This window comes from Bacteroides sp. FSHCM14E1, assembly GCF_019633785.1.
GTDB lineage: Bacteria > Bacteroidota > Bacteroidia > Bacteroidales > Bacteroidaceae > Bacteroides > Bacteroides hominis.
Window position 1 is genome coordinate 167,872 of record NZ_JADKYL010000001.1, and the last position, 26,848, is coordinate 194,719.

The window sequence follows — 26,848 nt, forward strand, 5'->3', positions numbered from 1 at the left end:
TATAATTCATAATTAATGAAAGCGTTAAGAAATTATCTCGATAAGATAAAGCCGAACTTTGAAGAGGGCGGCAAACTCCACGCGTTTCGTTCGGTGTTCGATGGCTTCGAAACTTTCCTGTTCGTGCCCAACACCACTTCGAAATCGGGAGCGCACATCCACGACTCGATTGATAGCAAACGTATCATGTCGATTGTGGTTATTTCGTTGATACCGGCTTTGCTGTTCGGTATGTACAACGTAGGTTACCAGCATTTCACTCACACCGGAGCTCAGGGTGGCTTCATCGAAATGTTCATTTACGGTTTCCTGGCCATTCTGCCTAAGATTATCGTATCTTATGTAGTGGGTCTGGGCATTGAGTTCGTGGTGGCACAATGGAAGAAGGAAGAGATTCAGGAAGGATTCCTCGTTTCGGGTATCCTGATCCCGATGATTGTACCGGTAGACTGCCCGTTGTGGATTCTGGCCATAGCCACTGCATTCGCTGTTATTTTTGCGAAAGAAGTGTTCGGAGGTACAGGTATGAACGTGTTCAACGTTGCCCTTGTGACCCGTGCATTCCTGTTCTTCGCTTATCCTACCAAGATGTCGGGTGACGCCGTTTGGGTGGCACAAGACAGCATCTTCGGACTGGGTAATACGGTAGATGGACTGACAGCGGCCACTTCGTTGGGGGTAGCATCTACTGCTACCGATCCGAACGGGTTCCCGGCTTTCTCCTGGGACATGGTGACCGGCCTGATTCCGGGTTCTATCGGTGAAACCAGTGTGATTGCTATTCTGATTGGTGCTGCTATCCTGTTGTGGACAGGTATCGCAAGCTGGAAAACGATGCTTTCCGTATTCGTAGGTGGTGCTTTTATGGGCTGGATTTTCAATGCTGTAGGTCCGGACACTGCCATGGCTCACATGCCTTGGTACGAACACCTCGTGCTGGGTGGTTTCTGCTTCGGTGCCGTATTTATGGCTACCGACCCTGTGACTTCTGCACGTACGGAGACCGGTAAGTATATCTTCGGATTCCTGATCGGTGCGATGGCCATCATCATTCGTGTGCTGAACCCCGGTTATCCCGAAGGTATGATGCTCGCTATCCTGCTGATGAACATCTTCGCTCCGCTGATTGACTACTGTGTGGTTCAGAGCAACATCAAACTGCGTGAAAAACGCGCTATTAAGTCTAACAATTAAACCGAACAAGAAAGATGAATACAAATAGTAATTCTTATACTATCATTTATGCTTCGGTAATGGTTGTTATCGTGGCATTCCTGCTCGCATTCGTCAGCTCTTCACTGAAAGCGATTCAGAACAAGAATCAGGAGCTGGATACGAAGAAGCAAATTCTGGCTGCTTTGAACATCAGAGATGTGAAGGACGCCGATGCTGAATATAATAAATATGTAAAGGGTGACATGCTGATGAACGTAGATGGCACTCTGACAGAAAATACGGATGGTTTCTCTATCAGCTACGAAAAAGAAGCAAAGGAGAACAATCGTTTGCACGTTTTCGTATGTGAGGTAGACGGAGAGACCAAGTATGTGGTACCGGTTTATGGCGCCGGCCTTTGGGGCGCTATCTGGGGATATGTGGCTTTAAATGCTGATAAGGACACTGTTTATGGTGTTTATTTCTCGCATGCCAGCGAAACTCCGGGCTTGGGTGCCGAAATTGCGACAACCGCTTTCCAGGGTGAATTCTCGGGCAAGAAGGTGTTGAAAGACGGACAGGTTGCACTGGCTGTAGAGAAAAACGGAAAGGTGACAGACCCTGCTTATCAGGTGGACGGTATTTCGGGTGGTACAATCACTTCGAAAGGTGTGGACGCCATGATCAAAGCTTGTCTGAGCCAGTACGATAAATTTTTAACTAATAATTAAGGAGGAACGATAGAATATGAGCCAATTATTTTCTAAAAAGAATAAAGAAGTATTCGCTACTCCGCTGGGATTGAATAACCCGGTAACCGTGCAGGTGCTCGGTATCTGTTCGGCGCTGGCTGTAACGGCCAAACTGGAACCGGCTATCGTGATGGGTCTTTCGGTAACTGTGATTACGGCCTTTGCAAACGTCGTTATCTCTTTGCTGCGTAAGACGATTCCTAACCGTATCCGTATCATCGTACAGTTGGTGGTAGTAGCCGCGTTGGTAACTATAGTAAGTGAGGTGCTGAAGGCATTTGCATACGACGTAAGCGTGCAGCTTTCGGTATACGTAGGTCTGATCATTACAAACTGTATCCTGATGGGACGTCTGGAAGCATTTGCCATGGCAAACGGCCCGTGGGAGTCATTCCTCGACGGTGTGGGTAATGGTCTGGGATATGCCAAGATTCTGATTATCGTGGCTTTCTTCCGCGAATTGCTCGGATCGGGCACGTTGCTCAACTTCCGTATTATCCCTGAGGCATTCTACAAGATGGGCTATATCAACAATGGTTTGATGTTGATGCCGCCGATGGCACTGATCATCTGTGCTTGTATCATCTGGTATCAGCGCAGCCGTTGCAAAGAACTCCAGGAAAAGTAATACAACCTAAGAAAGTAAAAGAAAAATTATGGAACAATTATTAAGTTTATTCGTCCGCTCCATCTTTGTGGACAACATGATATTCGCCTTCTTCCTGGGTATGTGTTCATATCTGGCTGTGTCGAAGAATGTGAAAACTGCTGTAGGACTGGGTATCGCCGTAACTTTTGTTTTGATCGTTACGTTGCCGGTCAACTACTTGCTTCAGACAAAGGTGCTGGCTGCCAATGCTATCATTGAAGGTGTTGACCTCAGCTTCCTGAGTTTTATTCTCTTTATTGCCGTTATTGCCGGTATCGTGCAGTTGGTAGAAATGGTAGTGGAACGATTCAGCCCTTCGCTCTACGCTTCACTGGGTATCTTCCTGCCGCTGATCGCCGTTAACTGTGCCATCATGGGTGCTTCACTGTTCATGCAGCAGAGAATCACGATGGATCCGTCGAACCCGCAGGCCATCACCGGTGTAGGTAGTGCTGTGGTATACGCGCTCGGTTCCGGTATCGGTTGGTTACTGGCTATTGTTGGTCTGGCTGCTATCCGCGAAAAGATGGCCTACTCTGATGTTCCCGCTCCGCTGAAAGGTCTGGGCATTACGTTTATCACAGTAGGACTGATGGCTATGGCCTTTATGTGTTTCTCTGGATTGAAGTTATAACTAAAGTAAAAAGAATAAAACAATGACGTCTTTAATATTAGCAAGTATCGGAGTCTTCCTTGTGGTGATCATCCTGCTTGTCATTATACTGCTCGTTGCGAAGAGCTATCTTTCTCCTTCGGGCGAGGTTACGATTACGATGAATGGAGAGCAACAACTGAAAACATCTCAGGGTGGTACACTGCTGGGTACGTTGTCTGCCAACAATGTGTTCCTTTCATCGGCTTGTGGTGGTAAGGGTTCGTGCGGACAGTGCCGTTGCCAGGTGCTCGAAGGCGGTGGCGAGATTTTGCCTACCGAAACCGGTTTCTTCTCTCGTAAAGAACAGGCCGATCACTGGCGCCTCGGTTGCCAGGTAAAGGTGAAACAGGATATGTCTATCAAGATCGACGAGTCTATCCTGGGTGTGAAAGAGTGGGAGTGTGAGGTGATCTCGAACAAGAACGTGGCTACATTTATCAAAGAGTTTATCGTGGCTCTGCCTCCGGGAGAACACATGGACTTCGTGCCGGGTTCGTATGCTCAGATCAAGATTCCTACCTTCTCGATGGATTATGATAAGGATATCGATAAGAGCCTGATCGGTGACGAATATCTTCCGGCATGGGAGAAATTCGGTCTGCTGGGCTTGAAGTGCCGCAACGACGAACCGACTATCCGTGCTTACTCTATGGCCAACTATCCGGCTGAGGGTGACCGCATCATGCTGACTGTACGTATCGCTACTCCTCCTTTCAAACCGAAAGACCAGGGACCGGGCTTTATGGATGTGATGCCGGGTATCGCTTCTTCTTACATCTTCACACTGAAGCCGGGTGATAAGGTGACCATGAGTGGCCCTTACGGTGACTTCCACCCGATCCTCGACTCGAAGAACGAAATGATGTGGATTGGTGGTGGTGCAGGTATGGCTCCGTTGCGTGCTCAGATTATGCACCTGACGAAGACACTGCATATCACTGACCGTACGATGAACTACTTCTACGGTGCCCGTGCACTGAACGAGGTGTTCTATCTGGAAGACTTCCTGCAGATTGAAAAAGATTTCCCGAACTTCAAGTTCCACTTGGCACTCGACCGTCCGGACCCTGCAGCAGACGCAGCCGGCGTGAAGTATACAGCAGGTTTCGTACACAACGTGATTTACGAAACTTACCTGAAGAACCATGAAGCTCCGGAAGACATTGAATATTACATGTGTGGTCCTGGCCCGATGAGCAAGGCTGTTGAGAAGATGCTCGACGATCTTGGTGTTCCGGCTAAGAACCTGATGTTTGATAACTTCGGTGGATAATCCTTCGGGAATTATAATAAAGAAACTGCTTTCGGCTGTCCGGAAGCAGTTTTTTTTTATCTTTGTGTCATCATTAAAATTGAAACAGCTATGAAAAACAGAGTTGTCAGTTCAGTTTGTTTCGTTCTATTGGGCGTGAACTTACTATCGTGTGGCGGAAGACAGAAAAGTGCAGCCGGAGACGGAGTACAGGTGCAGGACAGTGTCATTGCCCAAGCAATGGAGAAGGATATCGTTTCTTTAGCTCCACTGGAGACGGGCGAGGTCTTTCTGAAAGATCAGGATCCGTTTGGGGAAGTTGTCGAACTGAAGGGGCAGCAGATCGTTGAGCCCGATACTTTTATATTCAAGACGTCCGAAGACAGGATGTTACTCTGCTCGGACAGTATTTTGGTGCAGAAAAATTATAGGGCACCTTACTTTGTTTTCCATTATCCGGCCATGACCTACATAAAGACTGTGGGGGTAAAGGGTAACGGACCGGATGAATTTCTTATACCGGAGGTGGTGCCTTCGGTTGATAAGGAAGCATTATGCTGTCTGTATGAAAGAAGTAATGGAAGGATATATCGGTTGGATAAGGAACTGAACCAAACGTATCTCTATACGTTATTTCCTACAGAAAAATGGGGAGTAAACGATTTGCAAGAGATTGGCAAGAATGAATTTGTTTATCAGTCAGGACGCTATATACGTACAATCAAGGTGGAGGGTGATTCATTGAAAGAAGAAAAACGCTATCCGTTGACATTGAGGTTCGCTCGAAAATCACCGGTTTTGGGATCTTTGGCTGCCAATCCGCAGAGAAATCGGATGGTTTATGCTTATAAATACTTCAAGATAGTGAAGTTCATGAATATGAAAGGTGATAGCGTCCGGACTCTGAACTTCCAGCAAAAAGGTTTTGATGATGAAACTTTAAACATTGCTGATGGATTGGATGCGAACGTAACGCATTATATGCAGGTGTCTCCGACGAGAGATTATGTGTATATTTCCTATTCGGGACGTACACCTTATGCAGTGGGCAGTGACAATGATAAAGGAAATCGCTATATGTACGTAGAGCAGTACGATTGGAATGGTAATCCGGTCCGAAAGTATAAGTTGGATAATTTCAGCATTTCTATGATGGTGGACGGACGGTTGAACCGCCTGATGCTGATTACTTATTATAATGATAACCCTTACTTTATATATCAATTAAAGGATTAAACAAGAGAAAGAAAAAACAATGAATGGATTGAAGGAGATACTCGATAGGTTGAAAATAGAACAGCTCAATCCGATGCAGGAAGCATCTATTGAGGCATTTAATAAAGGTGGCGAAGACCTGATATTGCTTTCGCCCACAGGTTCGGGCAAGACCCTTGCTTTCTTGTTACCGTTGGTCGGTAGTCTGAGGGCTGATGTGAAAGGAGTACAAGCTGTGGTGCTGGTGCCTTCGCGCGAGTTGGCGTTGCAGATAGAGCAGGTGTTCAAGGCGATGGGAACAGAGTTCAAGGCAATGAGTTGTTATGGCGGACGTCCGGCAATGGAAGAGCATAGGACGATGAAAGGAATGCAGCCGGAGGTTATCATCGGTACGCCCGGCCGTATGAACGACCATCTCTCCAAGCAGAACTTCGATGCAAGCACAGTGGCCCTGTTGGTGATCGATGAATTTGATAAATGCCTGGAGTTTGGTTTTCAGGAAGAGATGGCAACGGTTATCGGACAGTTGCCCGACTTGAAACGGCGTTTTCTGACTTCGGCAACAGATGCGGAAGAGATTCCGCAATTTACAGGACTGAACCGTACGATAAAGCTTGATTTCCTGACAAACGATGTGGAGGAATCACGTTTGCGGTTGATGAAGGTGGTTTCGCCTGCTAAAGATAAGATAGAAACCCTCTATAAGTTGCTTTGTACGTTGGGAAGCAGTTCGAGTATTGTTTTCTGTAACCACAGGGATGCGGTGGACCGTGTGAGTGCCTTACTAACGGAAAAAGGAGTTTCCAATGAACGCTTTCATGGAGGTATGGAGCAACCGGATCGGGAACGGGCACTGTATAAGTTCCGTAATGGCAGCTGTCCGGTGCTGGTGTCTACAGACTTGGCTGCCCGCGGACTTGATATCCCGGAGGTGGAGCATATCATTCATTATCATATCCCGGTGAATGAAGAAGCTTTTACTCATCGTAACGGACGTACTGCCCGCTGGGATGCGACGGGTACTTCTTATCTGATATTGAATCCGGAGGAACGCGTGCCGGATTATATACCTTCGGAACTCGATATCTTTGACTTACCGGAGAACGCGCCCCGTCCGTCTAAACCTCAGTGGATAACTATTTATATAGGTAAAGGGAAGAAGGACAAATTGAGTAAGATCGATATTGCCGGATTCCTCTATAAGAAAGGAAATCTGGTGCGTGAAGATGTTGGGGCAATCGATGTGAAGGACCATTATGCTTTTGTAGCCGTGCGGCGGTCTAAGGTCAAGCAATTGCTGACGCTTATACGCGGTGAGAAGATCAAAGGGATGAAGACGGTGATTGAAGAGGCGGATTAAAACGGATTTATCTGATAGCTATTTTACCACAGAGGACACAGAGGGCACAGAGTTTTAATCTCCTGTTTAAAGATCTATTCTCTGTGCCCTCTGTGTCCTCTGTGGTGAAACAGCTTTTCGGATCCCGGCTCTTCCTTCCCTACATCCCGGCGCTCCGGGCACTGTACCCCGGCGCTCCGGTTGTCCGCCCCCGGTTCTTTACGGTCTTTGCCTCTTCTTCTTATAAATATTCACTTTTTAGTCACTCTCTCTTTCATTTCAAAATAGATAGCCTTGTAATAATATCAGTTTGAACTTTTTTCTACCATCTTGGCATGTATAGATAACAAAATGGTGTATAATTCCTGCATAAACCATTAAAAAGTAAGATAAATGCCCTCTGAGATTGTAATTTTATAGAGAAACGTTTGTTGAGAGGAAATAAATTCGTAAATTCGCCATGTCAGTAGACATAAAATAACGAAATTGTATAACCAAAAACACTCATCAAATGAAAAAGCATAATTTCAGTGCAGGCCCTTCCATTCTCCCTCGCGAAGTAATAGAAGAAACAGCGAAAGCTATTCTCGATTTCAACGGTTCAGGTCTTTCTGTTTTGGAAGTCAGCCACCGAGGCAAAGATTTTCAGGCAGTCATGGACGAAGCCGTAGCTTTGTTTAAGGAAATACTTAATATTCCCGAAGGGTATTCGGTACTTTTTTTGGGCGGTGGTGCCAGTATGCAGTTCTGTATGGTACCTTACAACTTCCTTGAAAAGAAAGCTGCTTACCTGAACACCGGTGTTTGGGCGAAGAAAGCGATGAAAGAAGCGAAAGGGTTTGGCGAAGTGGTTGAGGTAGCTTCTTCGGCTGACGCAAACTATACGTTTATCCCTAAAGACTTTACCATACCTGCTGATGCAGACTATTTCCATGTGACAACCAACAACACGATTTATGGTACAGAGTTGAAGGGAGATCTCGATTCACCGATTCCGATGGTTGCCGATATGTCATCTGATATTTTCTCTCGTCCGGTAGATGTTTCGAAGTACATCTGTATCTATGGTGGTGCACAGAAGAATCTGGCTCCGTCCGGTGTCACTTTTGTTATCGTAAAGGACGATGCAGTGGGCAAAGTGTCACGTTACATCCCGAGTATGTTGAATTACAAAACCCATATTGACGGCGGATCTATGTTTAATACACCTCCCGTATTGCCTATATATTCTGCGATGCAGACTTTGCGCTGGATCAAAGCTCAGGGTGGCGTGAAAGAGATGGATCGCCGGGCTACCGAAAAGGCAGATATGCTGTATGCCGAGATAGACCGCAACAAGATGTTTGTGGGAACGGCTGCTAAAGAGGACCGCTCACGCATGAATATCTGTTTCGTAATGGCACCGGAATACAAAGATCTTGAAGCCGATTTCCTGAAATTCGCTACGGACAAAGGTATGTCCGGCATTAAAGGACACCGTTCTGTAGGTGGTTTCCGTGCATCTTGTTATAATGCGATGCCGAAGGAAAGTGTACAGGCGCTGATTGACTGCATGCAGGAATTTGAGAAACTTCATTAATAATGTGATTTCACCACAGAGTGCCATAATTGAAGAAGAAAGACAAATCTGTGTCCCTCTGTGGTGAATTATCCCCAAAACATAACAAAGGAAATGAAAGTACTTGTTGCAACCGAAAAACCATTTGCCAAAATTGCCGTAGATGGTATAAAGAAAGAAATAGAAGGAGCCGGATTCGAATTGGCTCTGCTTGAGAAATATACAGATAAGGCTCAATTACTTGATGCGGTGAAAGATGCGAATGCCATTATCATTCGCAGCGATATCATCGATGCGGAAGTGCTTGAGGCTGCGAAGGAATTGAAAATAGTAGTCCGTGCAGGTGCCGGATATGACAATGTGGACTTAAACGCCGCTACCGCACACGGTGTGTGCGTAATGAACACTCCGGGGCAGAATTCGAATGCCGTGGCCGAATTGGTGTTCGGGCTGCTCGTTTATGCCGTCCGCAATTTCTATAATGGAACGTCGGGTACGGAACTGATGGGAAAGAAACTGGGTATCCACGCTTATGGCAATGTGGGACGCAATGTGGCACGTATTGCCAAAGGATTCGGCATGGAGCTTTACGCTTACGATGCTTTCTGCCCGAAAGATGTGATTGAAAAAGATGGAGTGAAAGCCGTCGACTCGGCCGAAGAACTTTACAAAATTTGTAATATCGTCTCACTGCATATTCCGGCTACAGCCGAAACAAAGAATTCCATTAACCGTGATTTACTGAAGAATATGCCGAAAGGAGCTATTTTGGTCAATACGGCCCGTAAAGAGGTGATCAATGAGGATGAACTGATTCAGCTGATGGAAGAACGTCCGGACTTTAAATACATCACCGATATTATGCCTGCTGCCAATGCGAAGTTTACCGAACTCTTTGCCGGACGTTATTTCTCAACACCGAAGAAGATGGGTGCTCAGACTGCCGAGGCAAATATCAATGCAGGTATTGCTGCGGCGAAACAGATTGTAGGCTTCCTGAAAGAGGGTTGCGAAAAATTTAGAGTGAACAAATAATCCCCAGTTTTATGGCAACAATAAAACCATTTAAAGGCATCCGCCCTCCACAGGACTTGGTAGAACAGGTCGCATCACGTCCGTATGATGTGTTGAACTCAGAAGAGGCTCGTGCAGAAGCTGCCGGAAACGAGAAATCACTGTATCATATCATTAAACCTGAAATAGATTTTCCGGTCGGAACAGACGAACACGACGAGAAAGTCTATACCAAGGCGGCAGAAAACTTCCGTCTGTTTCGCGATAAAGGGTGGTTGGTGCAGGATGATAAAGAGAATTATTACATCTATGCCCAGACCATGAACGGCAAGACGCAGTACGGACTGGTGGTAGACGCTTATGTGCCCGATTACATGAACGGCGTTATCAAAAAGCATGAACTGACCCGGCGTGATAAGGAAGAAGACCGTATGAAGCATGTTCGTGTGAACAATGCCAATATCGAACCGGTATTCTTTGCTTATCCCGATAATGCAGTGCTCGACACTATCATCCGGAAGTATACGGCTCAAAAACCGGTATACGACTTTATTGCTCCCGGTGACGGATTCGGGCATACTTTCTGGGTGATTGATGATAACGATGACATTGCTGTGATCACAAAAGAGTTTGCTGCTATGCCGGCACTTTATATTGCCGACGGACACCATCGTTCGGCCGCTGCCGCTCTGGTTGGAGCCGAGAAGGCGAAACAGAATCCCGGTCATCGCGGAGACGAAGAATATAATTACTTCATGGCTGTATGTTTTCCGGCGAACCAGTTGACTATTATTGATTACAACCGGGTGGTGAAAGATCTCAATGGTCTGACACCTGCCGAATTCCTGACTGCTCTTGAAAAGAATTTTGTGGTAGAGGAGAAGGGGAAAGAGATTTATAAACCCGCTGCATTGCATAATTTTGCCCTTTATCTGGAAGGTAAATGGTATAGCCTGACAGCCAAACCGGGAACTTATGACGACAATGATCCCATTGGGGTATTGGACGTGACGATCTCTTCCAATCTGATTCTGGATGAAATTCTGGGTATCAAAGATTTGCGTTCGGACAAACGGATCGATTTTGTGGGAGGTATCCGTGGCTTGGGTGAGCTGGGCAGACGGGTGGATAGCGGAGAGATGAAAGTGGCACTGGCCCTTTATCCCGTTTCAATGAAGCAACTGATGGATATTGCCGATACGGGAAACATTATGCCTCCGAAAACCACTTGGTTCGAGCCGAAACTGCGTTCCGGACTGGTGATACACGAGTTGGAATAAAGAGCGTATCGATGTAGAAAAAGAACGAGGATGTTACTCTAAAACAGAGGAACATCCTCGTTTTGCATTCCGGGCTATCCAAATATGTACGTTTTTCCGTATCTTTGTGACCGAAGTAATTATTATCTGAATAGATCTATGGGACGAAAAGAAGAATACAAGTTGCAGAACGAGCAATTCATGCAGGCATTACGTGCCGAAGCGGATGTATACGAATTGCCTTGTGGCATATTATATAAGGTTTTGGAGGAAGGTAGTGGTACCGCTACTCCCCGGCCCGGCAGTGTGGTGTCTGTCCATTACAGGGGGACACTGATCAATGGACGGGAATTTGATAATTCCTGGAAACGGAACTGTCCCGAAGCTTTCCGTTTGAGTGAGGTCATCGAGGGATGGCAGATCGCTTTGCAGAAAATGCGGGTGGGAGATCGTTGGATAATTTACATCCCGTATACCATGGGGTATGGGACACGTACCAGTGGTCCTATTCCGGCTTTTTCGACCCTGGTTTTTGAAGTACAGTTGTTAGGTATAGCCTGAACCACTAAAAATGATTCCGGATATCATGTCAGAAGATACATACAAAACCATCACTGAAGTTTCAGAAGGTACCTATACCGAGAAGCGTAGTAAGTTCATTGCCATCGCTCTTCCGGTGCGTACATTGGAAGAGATTAAGAATCATCTGGAGACGTATCAGAAGAAATATTACGATGCCCGTCACGTCTGTTATGCCTATATGTTGGGGCACGAACGTAAAAACTTTCGTGCAAACGACAACGGAGAACCTTCCGGTACGGCCGGCAAACCGATTCTGGGACAAATTAATTCCAACGAACTGACGGATATTCTGATTATCGTGGTTCGTTATTTCGGGGGAATCAAGTTGGGAACCAGTGGATTGATTGTGGCTTATAAAGCCGCCGCCGCGGAGGCTATTGCCGCTGCCACTGTTGTAGAGAAAACGGTGGATGAAGAAGTAACCGTGCTTTTTGAATATCCGTTTATGAACGATGTGATGCGGATTGTGAAAGAGGAGGAACCGGAAATTCTCTCCCAGTCGTATGATATGGATTGCAGCATGACACTTCGCATCCGACAGTCGGTGATGCCTCGCTTAAGGTCTCGGTTGGAAAAAGTGGAAACTGCACGTATTTTAGATGAAGAAGAAGGAAATGAATAAGAGAAAGAAATAAGACAGGGGGGAGGTTTTCTTCCCACACATAATAAAAAGATAGATAGAATGGCATTTGAAGCAACAAAAAGAGAGTGGAGTGAGCTATATGTTTTTTTTCGTCTGCTGGCGGACGGAAAAGTTTCTCTCGGAACTCCACAAGCAAAGAAAGAAGATGAAAAGTGCTGGCCTATTGCGATGATTCAGCGTGAGGAGCATGATGGCACCCGGTGTTATTATATCGAAGGAGAAGATATCCGGATGGAAGGTGAGAAAGTCGGAAAAAGCTTGCCCCGCGAAGATTTTGCAACGGTGGCTGACCTGATTCTGAATGCGATAAAAGGTTCGTCTACCGATGAAGTCACTTCTCCCGATGGGGTGGAGGAGTTTTTGGACGAAGCCGGAATCTTTGATCTTGAAGCACGGACGGAAGATCGTACCGATTTCTCAATCGCCTTTTGGCATCCCGAAGCTCCGTTAGCCGGTTTCAATGTCCGTTCGCGTCTGAGTGCGATGAATCCGTTGCTGGATGGGGGACGTGCTGCAAACCTGAAATTGGAGCAATCCGGTGTAAAGTTTGCTGCACCTACCGTAAATAAAATTAATGCCCTTCCCGAATCGCCTACGGAGGTTGCCGAGCGCATGATGATGATCGAACGTCTGGGAGGTGTGTTGAAATACTCGGATGTGGCAGACCGTGTGTTTCGCTGTAACTTGCTGATGATTGACTTGCATTTTCCTCGTGTGTTGGCGGAGATGGTGCGTACGATGCATCTGGACGGCATCACACGTATCAGTGAACTGACCGAACTGATGAAGACAGTAAATCCTCTCAAGATAAAAGAAGAGTTGATCAGCAAGCATGGTTTTTATGAATTTAAAATGAAGCAATTCTTATTGGCGCTCGCTTTGGGTATGCGCCCGGCAAAAATATACAACGGGACGGACTCGGCTGTTGAAGGTATATTACTGGTTGATGGCAGTGGCGAGGTGTTGTGCTATCATAAGTCGGAAAAGAAAACGTTTGAGGACTTCCTTTATCTGAATTCACGTCTTGAAAAAGGATCGGTTGATAAAGATAAGTATGGATTCCTTGAAAGGGAGAATGGTGTATACTATTTCAAACTGAATGCCAAGATTGGTTTAATTAAAAGATAAGGAATACAATATTAATAGATATTCATGATGAAAACCAATGAAGTTTTAGAAACGATTAAGGCACGCCGCAGTGTGCGTGTCTATGATAAAAAGCAGGTACCGTCGGAAGACTTGAATGCCATACTGGAGGCAGCTACCTATGCACCGAGCGGCATGCATTATGAAACGTGGCATTTTACGGCAGTCCGTAGTGCGGCTAAACTTGAAGAATTGAACAATCGTATCAAGGGAGCATTTGCTAAAAGTGACGATAAGCGTCTTCAGGAGCGTGGACATAGTGAGACTTATTGTTGTTATTATCATGCTCCGAGTTTGGTCATTGTTTCTAATGACCCTACCCAGTGGTGGGCCGGGATGGACTGTGCCTGTGCCATTGAGAATATGTTTTTGGCAGCCCGTTCTTTGGGCATCGGTTCTTGCTGGATCAATCAACTCGGGACGACTTGCGATGATCCGGAAGTCCGGGCGTATCTTACCTCTCTTGGAGTACCCGAGAACCATAAAGTTTACGGTTGCGTAGCTTTGGGATATCAGGCAGAAGGTGTATCGTTGAAGGAAAAAACGGTGAAAGAAGGTACAATAACCATTGTGGAATAGAGTATCGGATTCAAGTTTAAATTCACCACAGAGTAACACAGGGTATCACGGAGTAGAAATTACAAGAGATAAACTCTGTGATACTCTGTGAACTCTGTGGTGAATCAAATTAATTTCAGTCGAAACGGCCATAGCATGTCGGCAATAGTTTGCGGTCGCCTAATGTATTATCGACACGGGCTACATTCACCCAAAACTTATTTTCACGTACACTTTCTATCGGGTATGCAGCTTTTTCACGCGTATAGCAGTGTTCCCACCGGTCGCTTACTACTTCATACTCGGGGTGTGGAGCATTTATAAGCACATTGTCCCCCTTATCGGCTTCACCGTTCTTCACTTCCTGAATTTCATTCCAGATGGTCAACATCGTATGGATGAAGTTATCCAACTCGGCGAGGCTCTCACTTTCAGTCGGTTCAATCATCAGTGTGCCGTGAACCGGGAAGGAGAGGGTAGGAGCATGATAGCCATAATCCATCAGACGTTTGGCAATATCATTTTCACTGATACCTGTCTCTTCATATACTTTCCGACATTCCAGGATCATTTCGTGTCCCACAAAGCCATTGGCTCCCCGGTATACGATGCCATATGTATCTTTCAGACAGGCTGCCAGATAGTTGGCATTCAGGATTGCTATTTTGGTTGCCATTGTCAGTCCTTCGGTTCCCATCATGCGGATATAGCCGTAAGTGATGGGCAGAATGCCTGCACTGCCAAATGGAGCGGCAGAAACCTCGTTCTGTGAGTTTCCGAACAGTCCGTGTCCCGGAAGGAATGGTACCAGATGTTCGGCTACACAGATCGGGCCTACACCGGGACCGCCGCCACCGTGAGGAGAAGCAAATGTTTTGTGCAGATTCAGGTGGCAAACATCTGCACCGATAAATCCCGGATTCGTTAATCCTACCTGAGCATTCATGTTGGCGCCATCCATATATACCTGTGCTCCGCAATCGTGAATGATCTGGCAGATTTCGACAATTTCCGTTTCGAAGATACCATGTGTGGAGGGATAGGTGATCATTAACGCAGCCAGATCCTCCTTGTTTTCTTCAGCTTTGGTGCGGAGATCGTCCATGTCTACGTTTCCGTGTTCATCGCAAGCACAAGTCACGGTAGTGAAGCCTGCTTGTATGGCAGATGCCGGATTGGTCCCGTGGGCAGATGCAGGGATTAATACTTTGTTCCGGTGTCCTTGTCCGATGCTTTCAAGATAAGCGCGGATGGTGCGTAGTCCGGCGTATTCACCGGCAGCACCGGAATTGGGTTGCAGGCTCACTCCGGCAAACCCGGTGATAATCTTCAACTCTTCGCTCAGGTTGTGGATCAGTTCGCGGTAACCGGCAGCCTGATCTTCCGGAACAAGCGGATGCATGCACATGAACTCGGCACAACTCAACGGTAGCATTTCGGCAGCTGCATTCAACTTCATGGTGCAGGAGCCAAGTGAAATCATTGACTGTGCCAGTGAAATATCTTTGCGGTCAAGGCGCTTGATGTAGCGCATCATTTCCGTTTCCGTGTGATATTTAGAGAATACTTCGTGTGTCAGATAGGGGCTCTGGCGTTTCAGTTCTTTGCAGATGGTACTTGTTTCGGGTACGTCATCCACTTTCTGGAAGTCTTTTCCGGCAGCAATAGCAAAGATAGACAATAGGACGTTAACGGCTGCTATATCGGTCGTTTCATCAATGCTCAAACCTACATCGCCATTATCAAAGTAGCGCAGATTCACCTCTTTGCTTAAAGCGATAGTCCGGATTTGCTGTGCTGAGATGCTATCGGGCAAGATAAAACGGAGGGTATCAAAGTATTGTTTGTTTACCTGCTTATATCCCAGTTTCCCGATATTTTTTTCAAGGAAAGCAGCGATGCTATGGATGCGTGAAGCGATGTTACGGATACCTTCCTGTCCATGATAGACGGTATAGAATCCGGCCATCGTAGCCAGTAATGCCTGTGCGGTACAAATATTTGAGGTCGCCTTTTCCCGTTTGATATGCTGTTCGCGCGTCTGGAGTGCCATGCGGTAACAGAGTTTGCCATACTTGTCTTTTGACCATCCGATGATACGTCCCGGCATGTTACGTTTGTATTCGTCGCGGGTAGCGAAATAGCCAGCCGAGGGACCACCGTAGAACATCGGAGTACCCAAACGCTGTGTAGTGCCGAATACGATGTCTGCCCCCCATTCTCCCGGAGGTGTAAGCAGGGCGAGGCTCAGGATGTCGGCGGCTACAGCCACTTTGCAGTTGGCTGCATGTGCTTTTTCCGTAAACTCACGGTAATCTTCCGCATTACCATTCGCATTGGGATACTGTAAGACGCAGGCAAAGAGATCGTCTGTAAATTCAAGTTCGCGGAACTTTCCGGTACGGATTTCAATTCCTTGCGGGATGGCTCGGGTAGTGATGACAGCCAGGGTTTGTGGGAAGATGTTCTCGTCGATAAATACCACATTGGCTCCGGATTTTTGCTGGTTGCGTGAACGCAGAGCGTACATCATTGTCACAGCTTCGGCAGCGGCGGTTGCTTCATCAAGCAGAGAGCAGTTGGCCAATGGCATGGCAGTCAAGTCGCATACGGCGGTTTGGAAATTCATTAAAGCTTCCAGTCTGCCTTGCGAAACTTCTGTCTGGTAAGGAGTATAGGAAGTATACCAGACGGGGTTTTCGAAGACGTTGCGTTGGATGACTGCCGGAGTGATTGTGTTGTACCACCCCATGCCGATATAGGTCGTGAACAACTTGTTTTTGCTTGCCAACTCGGCAATGTGGCGGGCAAATTCATATTCGGTCATCGGCGCAGGCAGTGCCAGAGGTGCTTTGAGCCGGATATTGGCCGGAATGGTTTTATCAATCAGTTCGTCGAGCGAACCAACTCCAATTTTCCGGAGCATTACTTCGGCATCCGCTTTGTTGACGCCGATGTGACGGCAGGCTAATAAATCGGTTTTCATGTTATTAATGATTTATTTATAATAAGGTTTGTTGATATTCTCTTACCTGAAGAACGGATTTTCCGCCTTCTCTATCCCAATGGTAGTCGGTGCACCGTGCCCCGGATAAACGATTGTTTCGTTGGGCAGCACGAACAGTCGGCTACAAATATGCTCTTTCAGTTCATCAAAGTTGCCTCCGGTCAGGTCTGCCCGGCCGATGCTTCCCTGAAACAATACATCTCCTGAAAACATGCAGTTTTCTGCCTGGCAATAATATACAAGACTTCCGGGAGAGTGTCCGGGTACATGGATTGCCTCCAGCGTTGTATTTCCAAAAGTTATGATATCCCCGTCATGCAGGTATTTTCCCAATGGCACAGGTGCCTCGTTCAGCTGAAAACCAAACATGCGGCTCTGCTTGGGAGCTTCGTCTATCCAGTACTCGTCCGCCTGGTTTGCTTCGGCAGATAGTCCGAACTCACGAAGCATGAATGGATTACCGAAGATGTGATCCAGATGTAAGTGAGTGTTCAGCAGATGTTTTACGTTCAGATGGTTGGTGACGATGAAGTTCTTTAAAGCTTGTTTCTCTTCGTCATAAAAGCAGCCTGGGTCTATCACGACTGCCTCGTTCGTTTCATCCCATAACACATAGCAGTTTACGGGAAACATATTGAACTCAAATCTCTTTATTTTCATGACTATGTTGTTTGATCGTTTAAATCGTTACATATACCACTTTCTTGGTCTGGAAAAACTCTTCGTCGAAATCCTCACTCAGGCTATGCATGGTTGTCTTGTGCTTGAACGGCATTGCTTCATGTTCCAACTCGCCGCCTTTCAGGCAGATTAACCCGTTGGGGAGGGCATTTTGCTGTTTGGACGAAATGTTCTTCCGGATTATCTTTATCAAATCGGCCAGGGGCATCACGGCACGGCTTACGACAAAGTCGAATGTTTGTTTTTCCTCCTCGGCTCTGGCATGACGGAAAGTGACGTTCTTTAGACCGATGGCATTGGCCACTTCGGTTGCTACACGTACTTTCTTTCCAATGCTGTCCACCAAGTGAAACTTTGTATCCGGAAAAAGAATAGCCAGCGGGATACCGGGGAATCCGCCTCCGGTGCCAAGATCCATAACTTTGCTACCCGGACGGAAACGAATGACACGGGCAATTCCCAGTGAATGGAGCACATGATGTTCGTACAAGTTTTCGATGTCTTTGCGCGAGATTACGTTGATTTTAGAATTCCAGTCAATGTAAAGTTCGTAAAGAGCTGCGAATTGTTTGCGTTGCTCTTCCGTCAAGTCAGGAAAGTATTTAAGAAGAAGCTCCACTCCGGTTTCCCCTCCGGTAGAGGGGAGGGAGGAAGTTTGTTCTGTTGTATCCATAAGGTTGTAATATATCTGTATTTTAATAAAAAGGGTTAATCTATTGAGCTTTCATCTCTCCGATGATCGGGTTGCTACCCAGCATGTGCTCCATCATCTCGTATGGAATCTTAATTTCTACCGGTCCCATGGCATACGGAGTGATGTCGTATACATTATAATAGAAGGTAATGCCGTCTTTGTCGAGGTAGAAGTTTTCTGTCGGGGCGATATCTCCGGTAGAACCGTAGCCCATATCTTCAAGTGCTTCATGGGTCGTTACTTTTTTGTCTGCCATCAGCTGGTTCCATAACAGGTCGGTCAGTGCTTCCTTATAATCACCTGTGAAAATGTCATCCAGCTTCAGTGGACGCAGGTTTATCAGATCCATATTAAGGAAGGTTGTCATGTAAATGCCATGCGCGCCTCCGGTATATTCATTGTAGTTGATGCGATAAACCAACAGGTTCTTATAATAGAGTTGCACGTGGCTCTCTATTCCTTTATAATACGAATACCATGCGCCGATGGACCCTTCGCTTTCTTTGTTCTTTTCGTCTTCGGCATACATGGGTTCAAGGTCTGTGCGATATTCCTTTACGTAATGTTCAGTATATTCCTTTACCACCTTTGCCGGTTTTTCACCGATATATCCTTCTCCGAAGCAGGCAGCTATAAAGTAGCTGTTCAGGCTATCCTTCAATTTGTTGTCCGATGACTTCACCGGATACGTGAAATTGATGGTCAGGTTACATGCCGGCTTTGCCGTATCTCCGAAGAGATGTGCCGTTTCGTTCACTTGTATGCTGTCGAATTCCAGCGCACCGGTATTCTTGTTCATCTTGTCACCACAAGAAAATAAAAAGCCACTTGTAGCAAGTATTATCGCAAGCAGACTGACATATTGTTTTTTCATAAGGGGTTCTTCTTTAAATTCAACATTTATATAATCGTTCACTATCGACAAATATAGTTCATATTAGTGAATCGGCAGCATAAAAAAAGAAAAAAGAATGAGGAGAGCTGGTTAAATCTGCTTATCTTTGCAACCGTTATGAAGAGATTCCGCTATATACTCGCTGTTATTCTTTCCCTCCTTATAGTGTATGTAGGGGCGGGAGTCTCTGTCGTTCAATATTGTTGCAGTGGTTGTGAGACGGCAAATTGCTGTTGTGCCGACAAATGCGGCTTCTGTGATAAGTTCGATTTTGAATTCCATAAATCGTGCCGGGGTGAGGGATGTACGGCGACTATCTATAAACTTGACCTGGTGAAGCAGGCGTTCGAATCTTCTGTCCCTGCTCCTGTCAGCGTATTCCTTTGCGACCAGGTATCGGATCTGCTGTGTGCGCTTTTCCGTGACGGGGTGTTGGAAGCTCCTTATGTGGTACCGCCACCTAAAACGAGTTCCCGGCATTATTTAGCTCTTTATTCTACTTTGCTTATTTAGTTTCTTCAATATTTACTGTTTGGATTGCATCACAGATTGCACAGGCTTTCACTATTTAAGGGTTAATACCGTTAATTATTGAAGCGGGACAACTTGTGTTCTTCTGTGTAATCTGTGGTGAATCCTACTTATTTCTTATTGAATATAAACCAAATAAAAAAGACAAACGAAGTTATTTAATGAAATATATATTATTGACCGGACTGCTTCTCGGCAGTCTGACTGTACAAGCGCAAGTGAGCGGTACGGTGAAAGATCAGGCCGGCGAACCGATTATCGGTGCCAACGTTTTCTGGAAGAATATTCCCGGTGGGGTAGCCACTCGTGAGGACGGTACTTTTTCCATATCCAAACCCGACAGGGGCAGTCATCTCATTGTAAGTTTTGTAGGTTACGAAAACGATACCATACAAGTGAAAGACAAGAACGCCGTTCTGGACGTAGTACTTCGCGAGGGGATGGAACTGAGTGAAGTGAATATTGTCAGTCGTAAGTTGAGCACACTGAAGCTGCGCAACAGCGTGATGAACGAAGAGATCATTACCAGTGACGAGCTCTGTCGTGCAGCATGTTGCAATCTTGGCGAGAGTTTTGTCACCAATCCTTCAGTGGACGTCAGCTATTCGGATGCTGCTACCGGAGCGAAGCAGATCAAGTTGCTCGGACTATCGGGAACTTATGTGCAGATGCTGACCGAGAATATTCCGAACTATCGCGGTGCTGCTTCTCCTTACGGGTTGGGTTATGTTCCCGGTCCCTGGATGCATAGCATACAAGTATCCAAGGGGATTTCGTCCGTGAAGAATGGTTATGAAGCCCTTACCGGACAGATCAATGTTGAATTTAAGAAGCCGCAACTGCCTGAGGCGGATTGGGTTTCGGCCAATCTTTTTGCCAGTACCACCAATCGTTATGAGGCGAATGCGGATGCCACGGTGAAACTTTCCAAACGATGGAGTACTTCGTTGCTGGCACATTACGAAAATGAAACGAAAGCACATGACGGCAACGATGACGGCTTTGCCGATATTCCCCGGATAGAGCAGTATAATTTTTGGAACCGTTGGGCCTATATGGGTGACCACTATGTGTTTCAGGCAGGCATCAAAGCGCTGGACGAAAGCAGAAAAGGCGGTCAGGTGAGTCATAGCGGTGTGCCGGCAGCCGATCGCTATGCTATCGATATTGAAACCCGCCGTTACGAGGCTTTTGCCAAGAATGCCTATATATTTAATAAGGAGAAGAATACGAATCTTGCGCTGATTCTGTCCGGTACGCTGCACAACCAGGATGCGCTTTATGGACGTAAGATTTATGATGTTGACCAGTCCAACGCTTATGCTTCGCTGATGTTTGAAACCGAATTTACAAAGCAACACAGTCTTTCGGCGGGATTCAGTTATAATTATGACGGATATGACCAGCATTACCGTTTGACCAACAATGCTGACACTCCGTTGACGAAGGCTTTTGCACGCGAATCGGTAGGAGGAGCTTATGCGCAGTACACTTTTAATCTGGAGAATAAACTGGTGGTGATGGCCGGACTTCGTGGCGACCATAGCAGTGAGTACGGCTTTTTCGTGACTCCACGTGCCCACATTAAATACAACCCCAATGACTTTGTTCATTTCCGTCTTTCTGCCGGAAAAGGGTATCGTACGAATCACGTGCTTGCCGAAAACAATTATCTGATGGCAAGTAGCCGGAAGGTAAGTATTGCCGGTCACCTCGACCAGGAAGAAGCGTGGAACTATGGCGCAAGTATATCGGGTTACATTCCGCTTTTCGGGAAAACGCTGAACCTGAATCTGGAATACTATTACACTGACTTCCTGAAACAGGTCGTTGTCGATATGGATACGAATCCCCATGAGGTGGCGTTCTACAATCTCGACGGACGGTCGTATTCACAAGTGTTTCAGGTGGAGGCTACCTATCCGTTCTTTCAGGGTTTTTCGCTGACAGCTGCCTATCGTTGGACAGACGCCAAGACGACTTACAATCACCGGTTGATGGAGAAGCCGCTGACCGGGAAATACAAAGGACTTGTAACCGCTTCTTATCAGACTCCGCTGGGCTTGTGGCAGTTTGATGCCACCTGGCAGATGAATGGAGGAGGACGTATGCCCGATCCGTATACACTTGCTGACGGCACTCCTTCGTGGGATGCCCGTTATAAAGGCTTTAGTCAGCTTAGTGCACAGGTGACGCGCTATTTCCGACGCTGGTCGGTATACATTGGAGGTGAGAACCTGACAAATTTCAAACAAAAGAATCCGATTATCGATGCAGCCAATCCTTGGGGAGATCATTTTGACTCGACTATGATATGGGGACCGGTACATGGAGCAAAGGGATATATCGGAGTGAGGTTTAACCTGGCACGAGATTGAAAGAGAGTAGAACGAACGACTAAAATTATTGATTACTAATACTTACATTCATGAAGACTAAAAAAATGATTGCCACACTGGTGGTGGCTTTACTTTCGGTGACTGCCGTTGCGGCAAAAGACTTTCGTACCGTTGTTTTCAAAGTGGCACAGATGGAGTGCGCCAACTGCGAACGAAAGGTGAAGAACAATATCAAGTTCGAAAAAGGACTTAAAAACTTTAAGACTGATTTGAAAACTCAAACCGTCACCATCACTTACGATGCGGAAAAGACGAATGTTGAAAAACTGAAAGAAGGCTTTCGGAAATTTAAATACGAAGCTGTAGTCATAAAGGAAGCAAAGGAAACGGACAAGAAGTGAACATTGTTCTTTACCTCATTGTTTATTAGATAGTATATATAATAATAGATTATGGGTAATATTATAAAGAAAGCGTTTCCTGTACTGAACATGCACTGTGCGGGGTGCGCTAATAATGTGGAAAAAACAGTGAAGAAATTGGCCGGTGTGGTAGACGCATCGGTCAACTTCGCCACAAACACACTGTCCGTTTCGTACGAAGCCGACAAGCTGACTCCCGGAGAAATCCGTGCGGCCGTACTTGCCGCAGGTTATGACCTGATAGTGGAAGAGGCCCTGAAAGAGGAGCGTCAGGAGGAGGCCCAGGAGAAACATTACCGACTGCTGAAGCGGCAGGTCATCGGTGCATGGATCTTCGTTGTCCCCATGTTGCTGTTTTCTATGGTCTTGATGCATGTGCCCTTCTCTAACGAGATTCAGTTGATACTCGCCCTTCCCGTGATGATTTTCTTCGGAGGTTCTTTCTATGTCAATGCCTGGCGGCAGGCACGTTTGGGGAGGAGTAATATGGATACCCTGGTGACACTCAGTACCTCCATCGCCTTCCTGTTCAGCGTCTTCAACACATTTTTTCCCGAATTCTGGTATAACCGAGGACTTGAACCTCACGTTTACTATGAGGCGGCAGTAGTCATCATCGCTTTTGTGCTGACCGGTAAACTGATGGAAGAGCGTGCCAAGGGGAATACCTCTACTGCCATTCGGAAGTTGATGGGACTTCAACCCCGTGTGGCCCGTGTGCTTCGGGGAGGAGTTGAAGAAGATATCCTGATAGACCAGTTGCAGGCAGGCGACCTGGTGGTGGTACGTCCCGGTGAGCAGATTCCCGTAGACGGGCGGTTGTCCGAAGGAGAATCTTATGTAGACGAAAGTATGATCAGCGGCGAACCGATTCCCGTAGAAAAGAAAACGGGCGACCGTGTATTGGCGGGAACTATCAACCAGAAAGGCTCTTTTGTGATTAAAGCCTCCAGTGTAGGAAGCGAGACGGTGCTGGCACGCATCATCCGCATGGTGCAGGAGGCTCAGGGGAGTAAAGCGCCCGTACAGCGCATCGTAGACCGGGTGACCGGAATCTTTGTGCCTGTCGTGCTTTGTATTGCCGTGCTGACGTTTGTTATCTGGCTTTTGGTGGGAGGTACCGATTATTTCTCACACGCCCTGCTTTCGGCAGTATCCGTACTGGTCATTGCCTGTCCGTGTGCTCTGGGACTTGCCACACCTACCGCTCTGATGGTGGGCATAGGCAAAGCAGCCAGTAATCATATCCTGATTAAGGATGCGGTTGCCCTCGAGCAGATGCGTAAAGTAGATGTAGTGGTGCTCGATAAAACCGGGACGTTGACCGAGGGACATCCCACGGTTTCCGGATGGCTTTGGGCACAGGTGCAGGAAGAACATTTCAAGAATGTCCTGTTGGCGGCCGAACTTAAATCCGAACATCCGCTTGCCGGAGCCATTGTCTCTTCTCTGCAGGAAGTGGAGAAAATAGTTCCTGCCCAACTGGACAGCTTTGAGAGTATCACCGGAAAAGGAATCAAGGTGGTTTATCAAGGGGAGACTTATTGGGTGGGTAGCCACAAGTTACTGAAAGATTTCAGCGCTTCGCTCTCTGATGTGCTTGCCGAAATGATGGTGCAATACGAATCGGATGGAAACAGCATTGTATACTTTGGCCGTGGCAGTGAGGTGCTTGCCGTAATTGCCATTGCCGATCAGATAAAGCCGACTTCGGCCGAGGCTGTGAAAGAGTTGAAACGTCAGGGGATCGACATTTGTATGCTGACCGGCGACGGACAACGCACGGCACTTGCCGTATCGGGTAAGTTGGGCATCGACCGCTTTGTGGCAGATGCCTTGCCGGATGATAAAGAAGAGTTTGTGCGTGAACTCCAGATGCAGGGAAAAACCGTAGCTATGGTAGGTGACGGAATTAACGACTCACAGGCGTTGGCACTGGCCGATGTCAGCATAGCGATGGGGAAAGGGACGGATATAGCCATGGATGTAGCAATGGTTACGTTGATGACATCCGACCTGCTGTTGCTCCCCCGCGCCTTCGAGTTGTCAAGACAGACTGTGAAACTGATTCACCAGAATCTGTTCTGGGCATTTATCTATAATCTCATAGGTATCCCTATTGCAGCCGGCATCCTGTTCCCTATCAACGGACTGTTGCTGAACCCGATGCTTGCCAGTGCGGCAATGGCATTCTCAAGTGTTAGTGTAGTACTGAATTCATTGAGTCTGGCCAGAAAATAACAAGTCCTTTCAAAACTAACTCACCACAGAGGACACAGAGTAAACTTCAAGTCATGGATGATCAACATGAATACTCTGTGGCCTCTGTGGTGAAAATCTTTTTGCCACGAAAGGTGTCAGCTGTTTCTGAATTCCAGCGGACTCATGCCTACATATCTCCTGAAGTACTTTCCGAAAAAAGAAGCACTGGGGAAGTTCAACGAATAGGCAATCTCCTGAATGGTCATGTGAGTCGATTTCAATTTGGCTTTCGCGTCGATAATGACCACATAGGCTATCACATCCAGTACGTTGCGTCCTGTCACTTGTTTGACTGTGGTACTGAGGTGTTGCAGTGATATTCCCAACTTGTCTGCATAGAACTGGGCACGGCGTTCCTCCGCATAATGCTCTGTGACCAATCCTACCAATTCGCGGCAGATTTCTTCTTTACGGTTCGTATTGTGATCTTTCCGGGAATATTTCTGATAAATCAGTCCGACGGCGGTCAGAATAGATTTCAAAGATACTTCCGTCATCTCGGAGGGAAGAGAGAACCTTTCATCACATGTCACTCGTGCCAACAGGGAGAAGTAATCTTTTAGATAACTGGCTATATCCTCCTGTAATTCCACAATCGGGCATTCGGTTATCTTAGAGAAAGAGCTGACCATCGATTTTATCAGGTTGATTCGTTCTACACATTCCGACGAGAATCCGGCGAAGCATAAACGTACTTTCTCTGTCCGTTCGCGGAACTGGATGATAGTGCCCGGCAGCAGTGTGATCAGATCGTTCGGTTTTATTTCGTAATCGATCAGGTTAATGGTTGCGGTCATCTTACCTTCCGTACAAATAGCAAAGATGCCGGCTTTCAGCCTGCACGATTGTTTGTAGATATTCAAGATATCTTCAGTTACATCATTCCATGCCAGAAGTTCGCATGGGAGATCTACTTGTGGAAAGTCAAACTTCATATTACTTTCTTTTTTTGAATCACGCAAATATACACATTTTCTTTTATTTCTTTATCTTTGTCCGTATGAAAACAATTACAACCGATTGGGAACTTATTCCGTATTCTGAAGCATGGAGCCGACAGACGGAATGGTTCGATGCCCTCGTCCATGCCAAGCAGGGAGGGGAAAAGTACGAGAATCGCATCATTTTTTGTGAACATCCGCACGTTTATACCCTGGGGCGTAGCGGAAAGGAAAATAATATGCTGCTGGGAGAGGAGCAACTGAAGGCTATCGGTGCCACCCTCTATCACATCGACCGTGGCGGCGATATCACCTATCATGGTCCCGGGCAATTGGTGTGTTACCCGATTCTTAATCTTGAGGAGTTCGGATTGGGGCTGAAGGAATATGTACACTTGCTGGAGGAAGCCGTTATCCGTGTCTGTGCATCTTACGGCGTCGAGGCCGGCCGTTTAGAGAAGGCGACAGGAGTCTGGCTGGAAGGTGATACGCCCCGTGCCCGTAAGATATGTGCGATAGGGGTTCGGAGCAGTCATTACGTGACGATGCATGGACTGGCGCTGAATGTGAATACCGATTTACGCTATTTCAGTTACATTCATCCTTGCGGTTTTATTGATAAAGGCGTGACTTCCCTTCAGAAAGAACTCGGACACAGTGTTGATATGGACGAGGTAAAAGAGAGGCTGGGGAGCGAACTGCTTACTTTCCTTTTGTCAAAATGATAATCAGACCTCTCTGGTTTGCTCTGTTTGCATCCAATGATACGGTTGCCTGGTAAAATCGCCCTCCTTACAGGTTGGCGATTTTATGTTTGATGCGGAAAGACTTTATGAGTTGGCATGATGTAAGTGTAGCAAAGCTAAATGCGTGAAGAGTTGTATCAATGGATGCTTACGGCTTTCTTTTTGACAGTCGGGACTCGTTCGTTTACGGTATGCAACCAGAGAATAATCCTTCTCTTTTTAACGATAAAACCATAACAACAGATGTAAAGTGGGAAAACATATAGAGATAATTTGAAAAGAAGTAAGCATTTCAGCGGAATGCAACCGTCTTTCGGGTCGAATGCTTACTTCTTTTCATAGAAATCCCGGCTCTTTTCGGGGCAGACCCCGGCTCTCCGGACACAAAACCCCGGCTTTTCGGGAAGAAAAGTCTTGTTTTCCGTCTTCTGTGCTTCCCGTTGCCGTTGAAAAGCAGAAGGGGCTGTCAGGAAATAAGGCTATTCTCTTTCTTACTGAAAAGAAAAATCCCCGAAACGCATCAAAATGGTTTCGGGGATCAGATAAGTCCGGT

At 46.6% G+C, this 26,848-nt stretch carries 24 protein-coding genes; 19 read left to right on the plus strand and 5 right to left on the minus strand.

Features of this window, described 5'->3' with window-relative positions:
* Positions 1-15 precede the first annotated feature (15 nt).
* The 14 genes from ISX59_RS00705 (at position 16) to ISX59_RS00770 (ending at position 13,798) form a co-directional block, all read left to right on the plus strand.
* Positions 16-1,194, plus strand: coding sequence for an NADH:ubiquinone reductase (Na(+)-transporting) subunit B (locus ISX59_RS00705; RefSeq protein ID WP_032542406.1), 1,179 nt, complete (start codon positions 16-18; stop codon positions 1,192-1,194).
* 14 nt (positions 1,195-1,208) lie between these two features.
* On the plus strand, positions 1,209-1,886 hold the full coding sequence (locus tag ISX59_RS00710) for a Na(+)-translocating NADH-quinone reductase subunit C (RefSeq protein WP_005805370.1): 678 nt from the start codon (positions 1,209-1,211) through the stop codon (positions 1,884-1,886).
* A 16-nt stretch (positions 1,887-1,902) separates the two neighbouring features.
* The gene (locus ISX59_RS00715) at positions 1,903-2,535 is read left to right on the plus strand and encodes an NADH:ubiquinone reductase (Na(+)-transporting) subunit D (RefSeq protein ID WP_005805372.1); all 633 of its coding nucleotides are present in this window, start codon (positions 1,903-1,905) and stop codon (positions 2,533-2,535) included.
* Between the two features lie 28 nt (positions 2,536-2,563).
* On the plus strand, positions 2,564-3,190 hold the full coding sequence (gene nqrE, locus ISX59_RS00720) for an NADH:ubiquinone reductase (Na(+)-transporting) subunit E (RefSeq protein ID WP_005776993.1): 627 nt from the start codon (positions 2,564-2,566) through the stop codon (positions 3,188-3,190).
* Positions 3,191-3,212: 22 nt separating this feature from the next.
* Complete coding sequence (gene nqrF, locus ISX59_RS00725) at positions 3,213-4,484, plus strand: NADH:ubiquinone reductase (Na(+)-transporting) subunit F (protein WP_005776994.1); 1,272 nt, start codon at positions 3,213-3,215, stop codon at positions 4,482-4,484.
* Positions 4,485-4,574: 90 nt separating this feature from the next.
* On the plus strand, positions 4,575-5,699 hold the full coding sequence (locus tag ISX59_RS00730; RefSeq protein WP_220575541.1) for a BF3164 family lipoprotein: 1,125 nt from the start codon (positions 4,575-4,577) through the stop codon (positions 5,697-5,699).
* A 19-nt stretch (positions 5,700-5,718) separates the two neighbouring features.
* Complete coding sequence (locus ISX59_RS00735) at positions 5,719-7,038, plus strand: DEAD/DEAH box helicase (protein WP_220575542.1); 1,320 nt, start codon at positions 5,719-5,721, stop codon at positions 7,036-7,038.
* A gap of 490 nt (positions 7,039-7,528) precedes the next feature.
* The gene (serC, locus tag ISX59_RS00740) at positions 7,529-8,596 is read left to right on the plus strand and encodes a 3-phosphoserine/phosphohydroxythreonine transaminase (protein ID WP_005776999.1); all 1,068 of its coding nucleotides are present in this window, start codon (positions 7,529-7,531) and stop codon (positions 8,594-8,596) included.
* A 93-nt stretch (positions 8,597-8,689) separates the two neighbouring features.
* Positions 8,690-9,610 carry an NAD(P)-dependent oxidoreductase gene (locus ISX59_RS00745; RefSeq protein WP_005777001.1) on the plus strand — a complete coding sequence of 307 codons (921 nt, stop codon included), beginning with the start codon at positions 8,690-8,692 and terminating at the stop codon, positions 9,608-9,610.
* 11 nt (positions 9,611-9,621) lie between these two features.
* A complete protein-coding gene (locus tag ISX59_RS00750) occupies positions 9,622-10,869 on the plus strand; it encodes a DUF1015 domain-containing protein (RefSeq protein WP_220575543.1) in 1,248 nt (415 codons plus the stop codon).
* 138 nt (positions 10,870-11,007) lie between these two features.
* On the plus strand, positions 11,008-11,409 hold the full coding sequence (locus ISX59_RS00755) for an FKBP-type peptidyl-prolyl cis-trans isomerase (protein ID WP_005805382.1): 402 nt from the start codon (positions 11,008-11,010) through the stop codon (positions 11,407-11,409).
* Between the two features lie 25 nt (positions 11,410-11,434).
* Positions 11,435-12,052: a YigZ family protein gene (locus ISX59_RS00760; protein WP_005805385.1), complete on the plus strand. Its 618-nt coding sequence runs from the start codon at positions 11,435-11,437 to the stop codon at positions 12,050-12,052.
* A gap of 60 nt (positions 12,053-12,112) precedes the next feature.
* Positions 12,113-13,201: an HpaII family restriction endonuclease gene (locus tag ISX59_RS00765; RefSeq protein ID WP_005805387.1), complete on the plus strand. Its 1,089-nt coding sequence runs from the start codon at positions 12,113-12,115 to the stop codon at positions 13,199-13,201.
* A gap of 27 nt (positions 13,202-13,228) precedes the next feature.
* On the plus strand, positions 13,229-13,798 hold the full coding sequence (locus ISX59_RS00770; protein ID WP_195341365.1) for a nitroreductase family protein: 570 nt from the start codon (positions 13,229-13,231) through the stop codon (positions 13,796-13,798).
* A gap of 115 nt (positions 13,799-13,913) precedes the next feature.
* Here ISX59_RS00770 and gcvP read toward each other — a convergent pair whose 3' ends face one another.
* The 4 genes from gcvP to ISX59_RS00790 all read right to left on the minus strand — a co-directional run bounded on the left by gcvP (position 13,914) and on the right by ISX59_RS00790 (position 19,033).
* The gene (gene gcvP, locus ISX59_RS00775) at positions 13,914-16,763 is read right to left on the minus strand and encodes an aminomethyl-transferring glycine dehydrogenase (RefSeq protein ID WP_220575544.1); all 2,850 of its coding nucleotides are present in this window, start codon (positions 16,761-16,763) and stop codon (positions 13,914-13,916) included.
* Positions 16,764-16,805: 42 nt separating this feature from the next.
* A complete protein-coding gene (locus ISX59_RS00780) occupies positions 16,806-17,444 on the minus strand; it encodes an MBL fold metallo-hydrolase (protein ID WP_005777014.1) in 639 nt (212 codons plus the stop codon).
* 19 nt (positions 17,445-17,463) lie between these two features.
* Complete coding sequence (gene rsmG / locus ISX59_RS00785; protein ID WP_005777016.1) at positions 17,464-18,084, minus strand: 16S rRNA (guanine(527)-N(7))-methyltransferase RsmG; 621 nt, start codon at positions 18,082-18,084, stop codon at positions 17,464-17,466.
* A gap of 94 nt (positions 18,085-18,178) precedes the next feature.
* The gene (locus ISX59_RS00790) at positions 18,179-19,033 is read right to left on the minus strand and encodes an RsiV family protein (RefSeq protein WP_005777018.1); all 855 of its coding nucleotides are present in this window, start codon (positions 19,031-19,033) and stop codon (positions 18,179-18,181) included.
* Between the two features lie 138 nt (positions 19,034-19,171).
* Between ISX59_RS00790 and ISX59_RS00795 the strand changes: the two genes are divergently transcribed.
* From ISX59_RS00795 to ISX59_RS00810, 4 genes are all read left to right on the plus strand, one after another.
* Positions 19,172-19,567 (plus strand): hypothetical protein, encoded by a 396-nt coding sequence (locus ISX59_RS00795; RefSeq protein ID WP_080715614.1) that lies wholly within the window; start codon positions 19,172-19,174, stop codon positions 19,565-19,567.
* A 179-nt stretch (positions 19,568-19,746) separates the two neighbouring features.
* On the plus strand, positions 19,747-21,963 hold the full coding sequence (locus tag ISX59_RS00800) for a TonB-dependent receptor (RefSeq protein ID WP_032536132.1): 2,217 nt from the start codon (positions 19,747-19,749) through the stop codon (positions 21,961-21,963).
* Positions 21,964-22,013: 50 nt separating this feature from the next.
* Positions 22,014-22,325, plus strand: coding sequence for a heavy-metal-associated domain-containing protein (locus tag ISX59_RS00805; RefSeq protein WP_005777023.1), 312 nt, complete (start codon positions 22,014-22,016; stop codon positions 22,323-22,325).
* A gap of 51 nt (positions 22,326-22,376) precedes the next feature.
* The gene (locus ISX59_RS00810; protein WP_032540628.1) at positions 22,377-24,587 is read left to right on the plus strand and encodes a cation-translocating P-type ATPase; all 2,211 of its coding nucleotides are present in this window, start codon (positions 22,377-22,379) and stop codon (positions 24,585-24,587) included.
* Between the two features lie 116 nt (positions 24,588-24,703).
* Here ISX59_RS00810 and ISX59_RS00815 read toward each other — a convergent pair whose 3' ends face one another.
* Positions 24,704-25,543: a helix-turn-helix domain-containing protein gene (locus ISX59_RS00815; protein ID WP_005777027.1), complete on the minus strand. Its 840-nt coding sequence runs from the start codon at positions 25,541-25,543 to the stop codon at positions 24,704-24,706.
* 65 nt (positions 25,544-25,608) lie between these two features.
* On the opposite strand from ISX59_RS00815, the gene lipB reads away from it, so the two are divergent.
* Positions 25,609-26,274 carry a lipoyl(octanoyl) transferase LipB gene (lipB, locus tag ISX59_RS00820; protein ID WP_032536143.1) on the plus strand — a complete coding sequence of 222 codons (666 nt, stop codon included), beginning with the start codon at positions 25,609-25,611 and terminating at the stop codon, positions 26,272-26,274.
* The last annotated feature ends 574 nt before the right edge of the window (positions 26,275-26,848 follow it).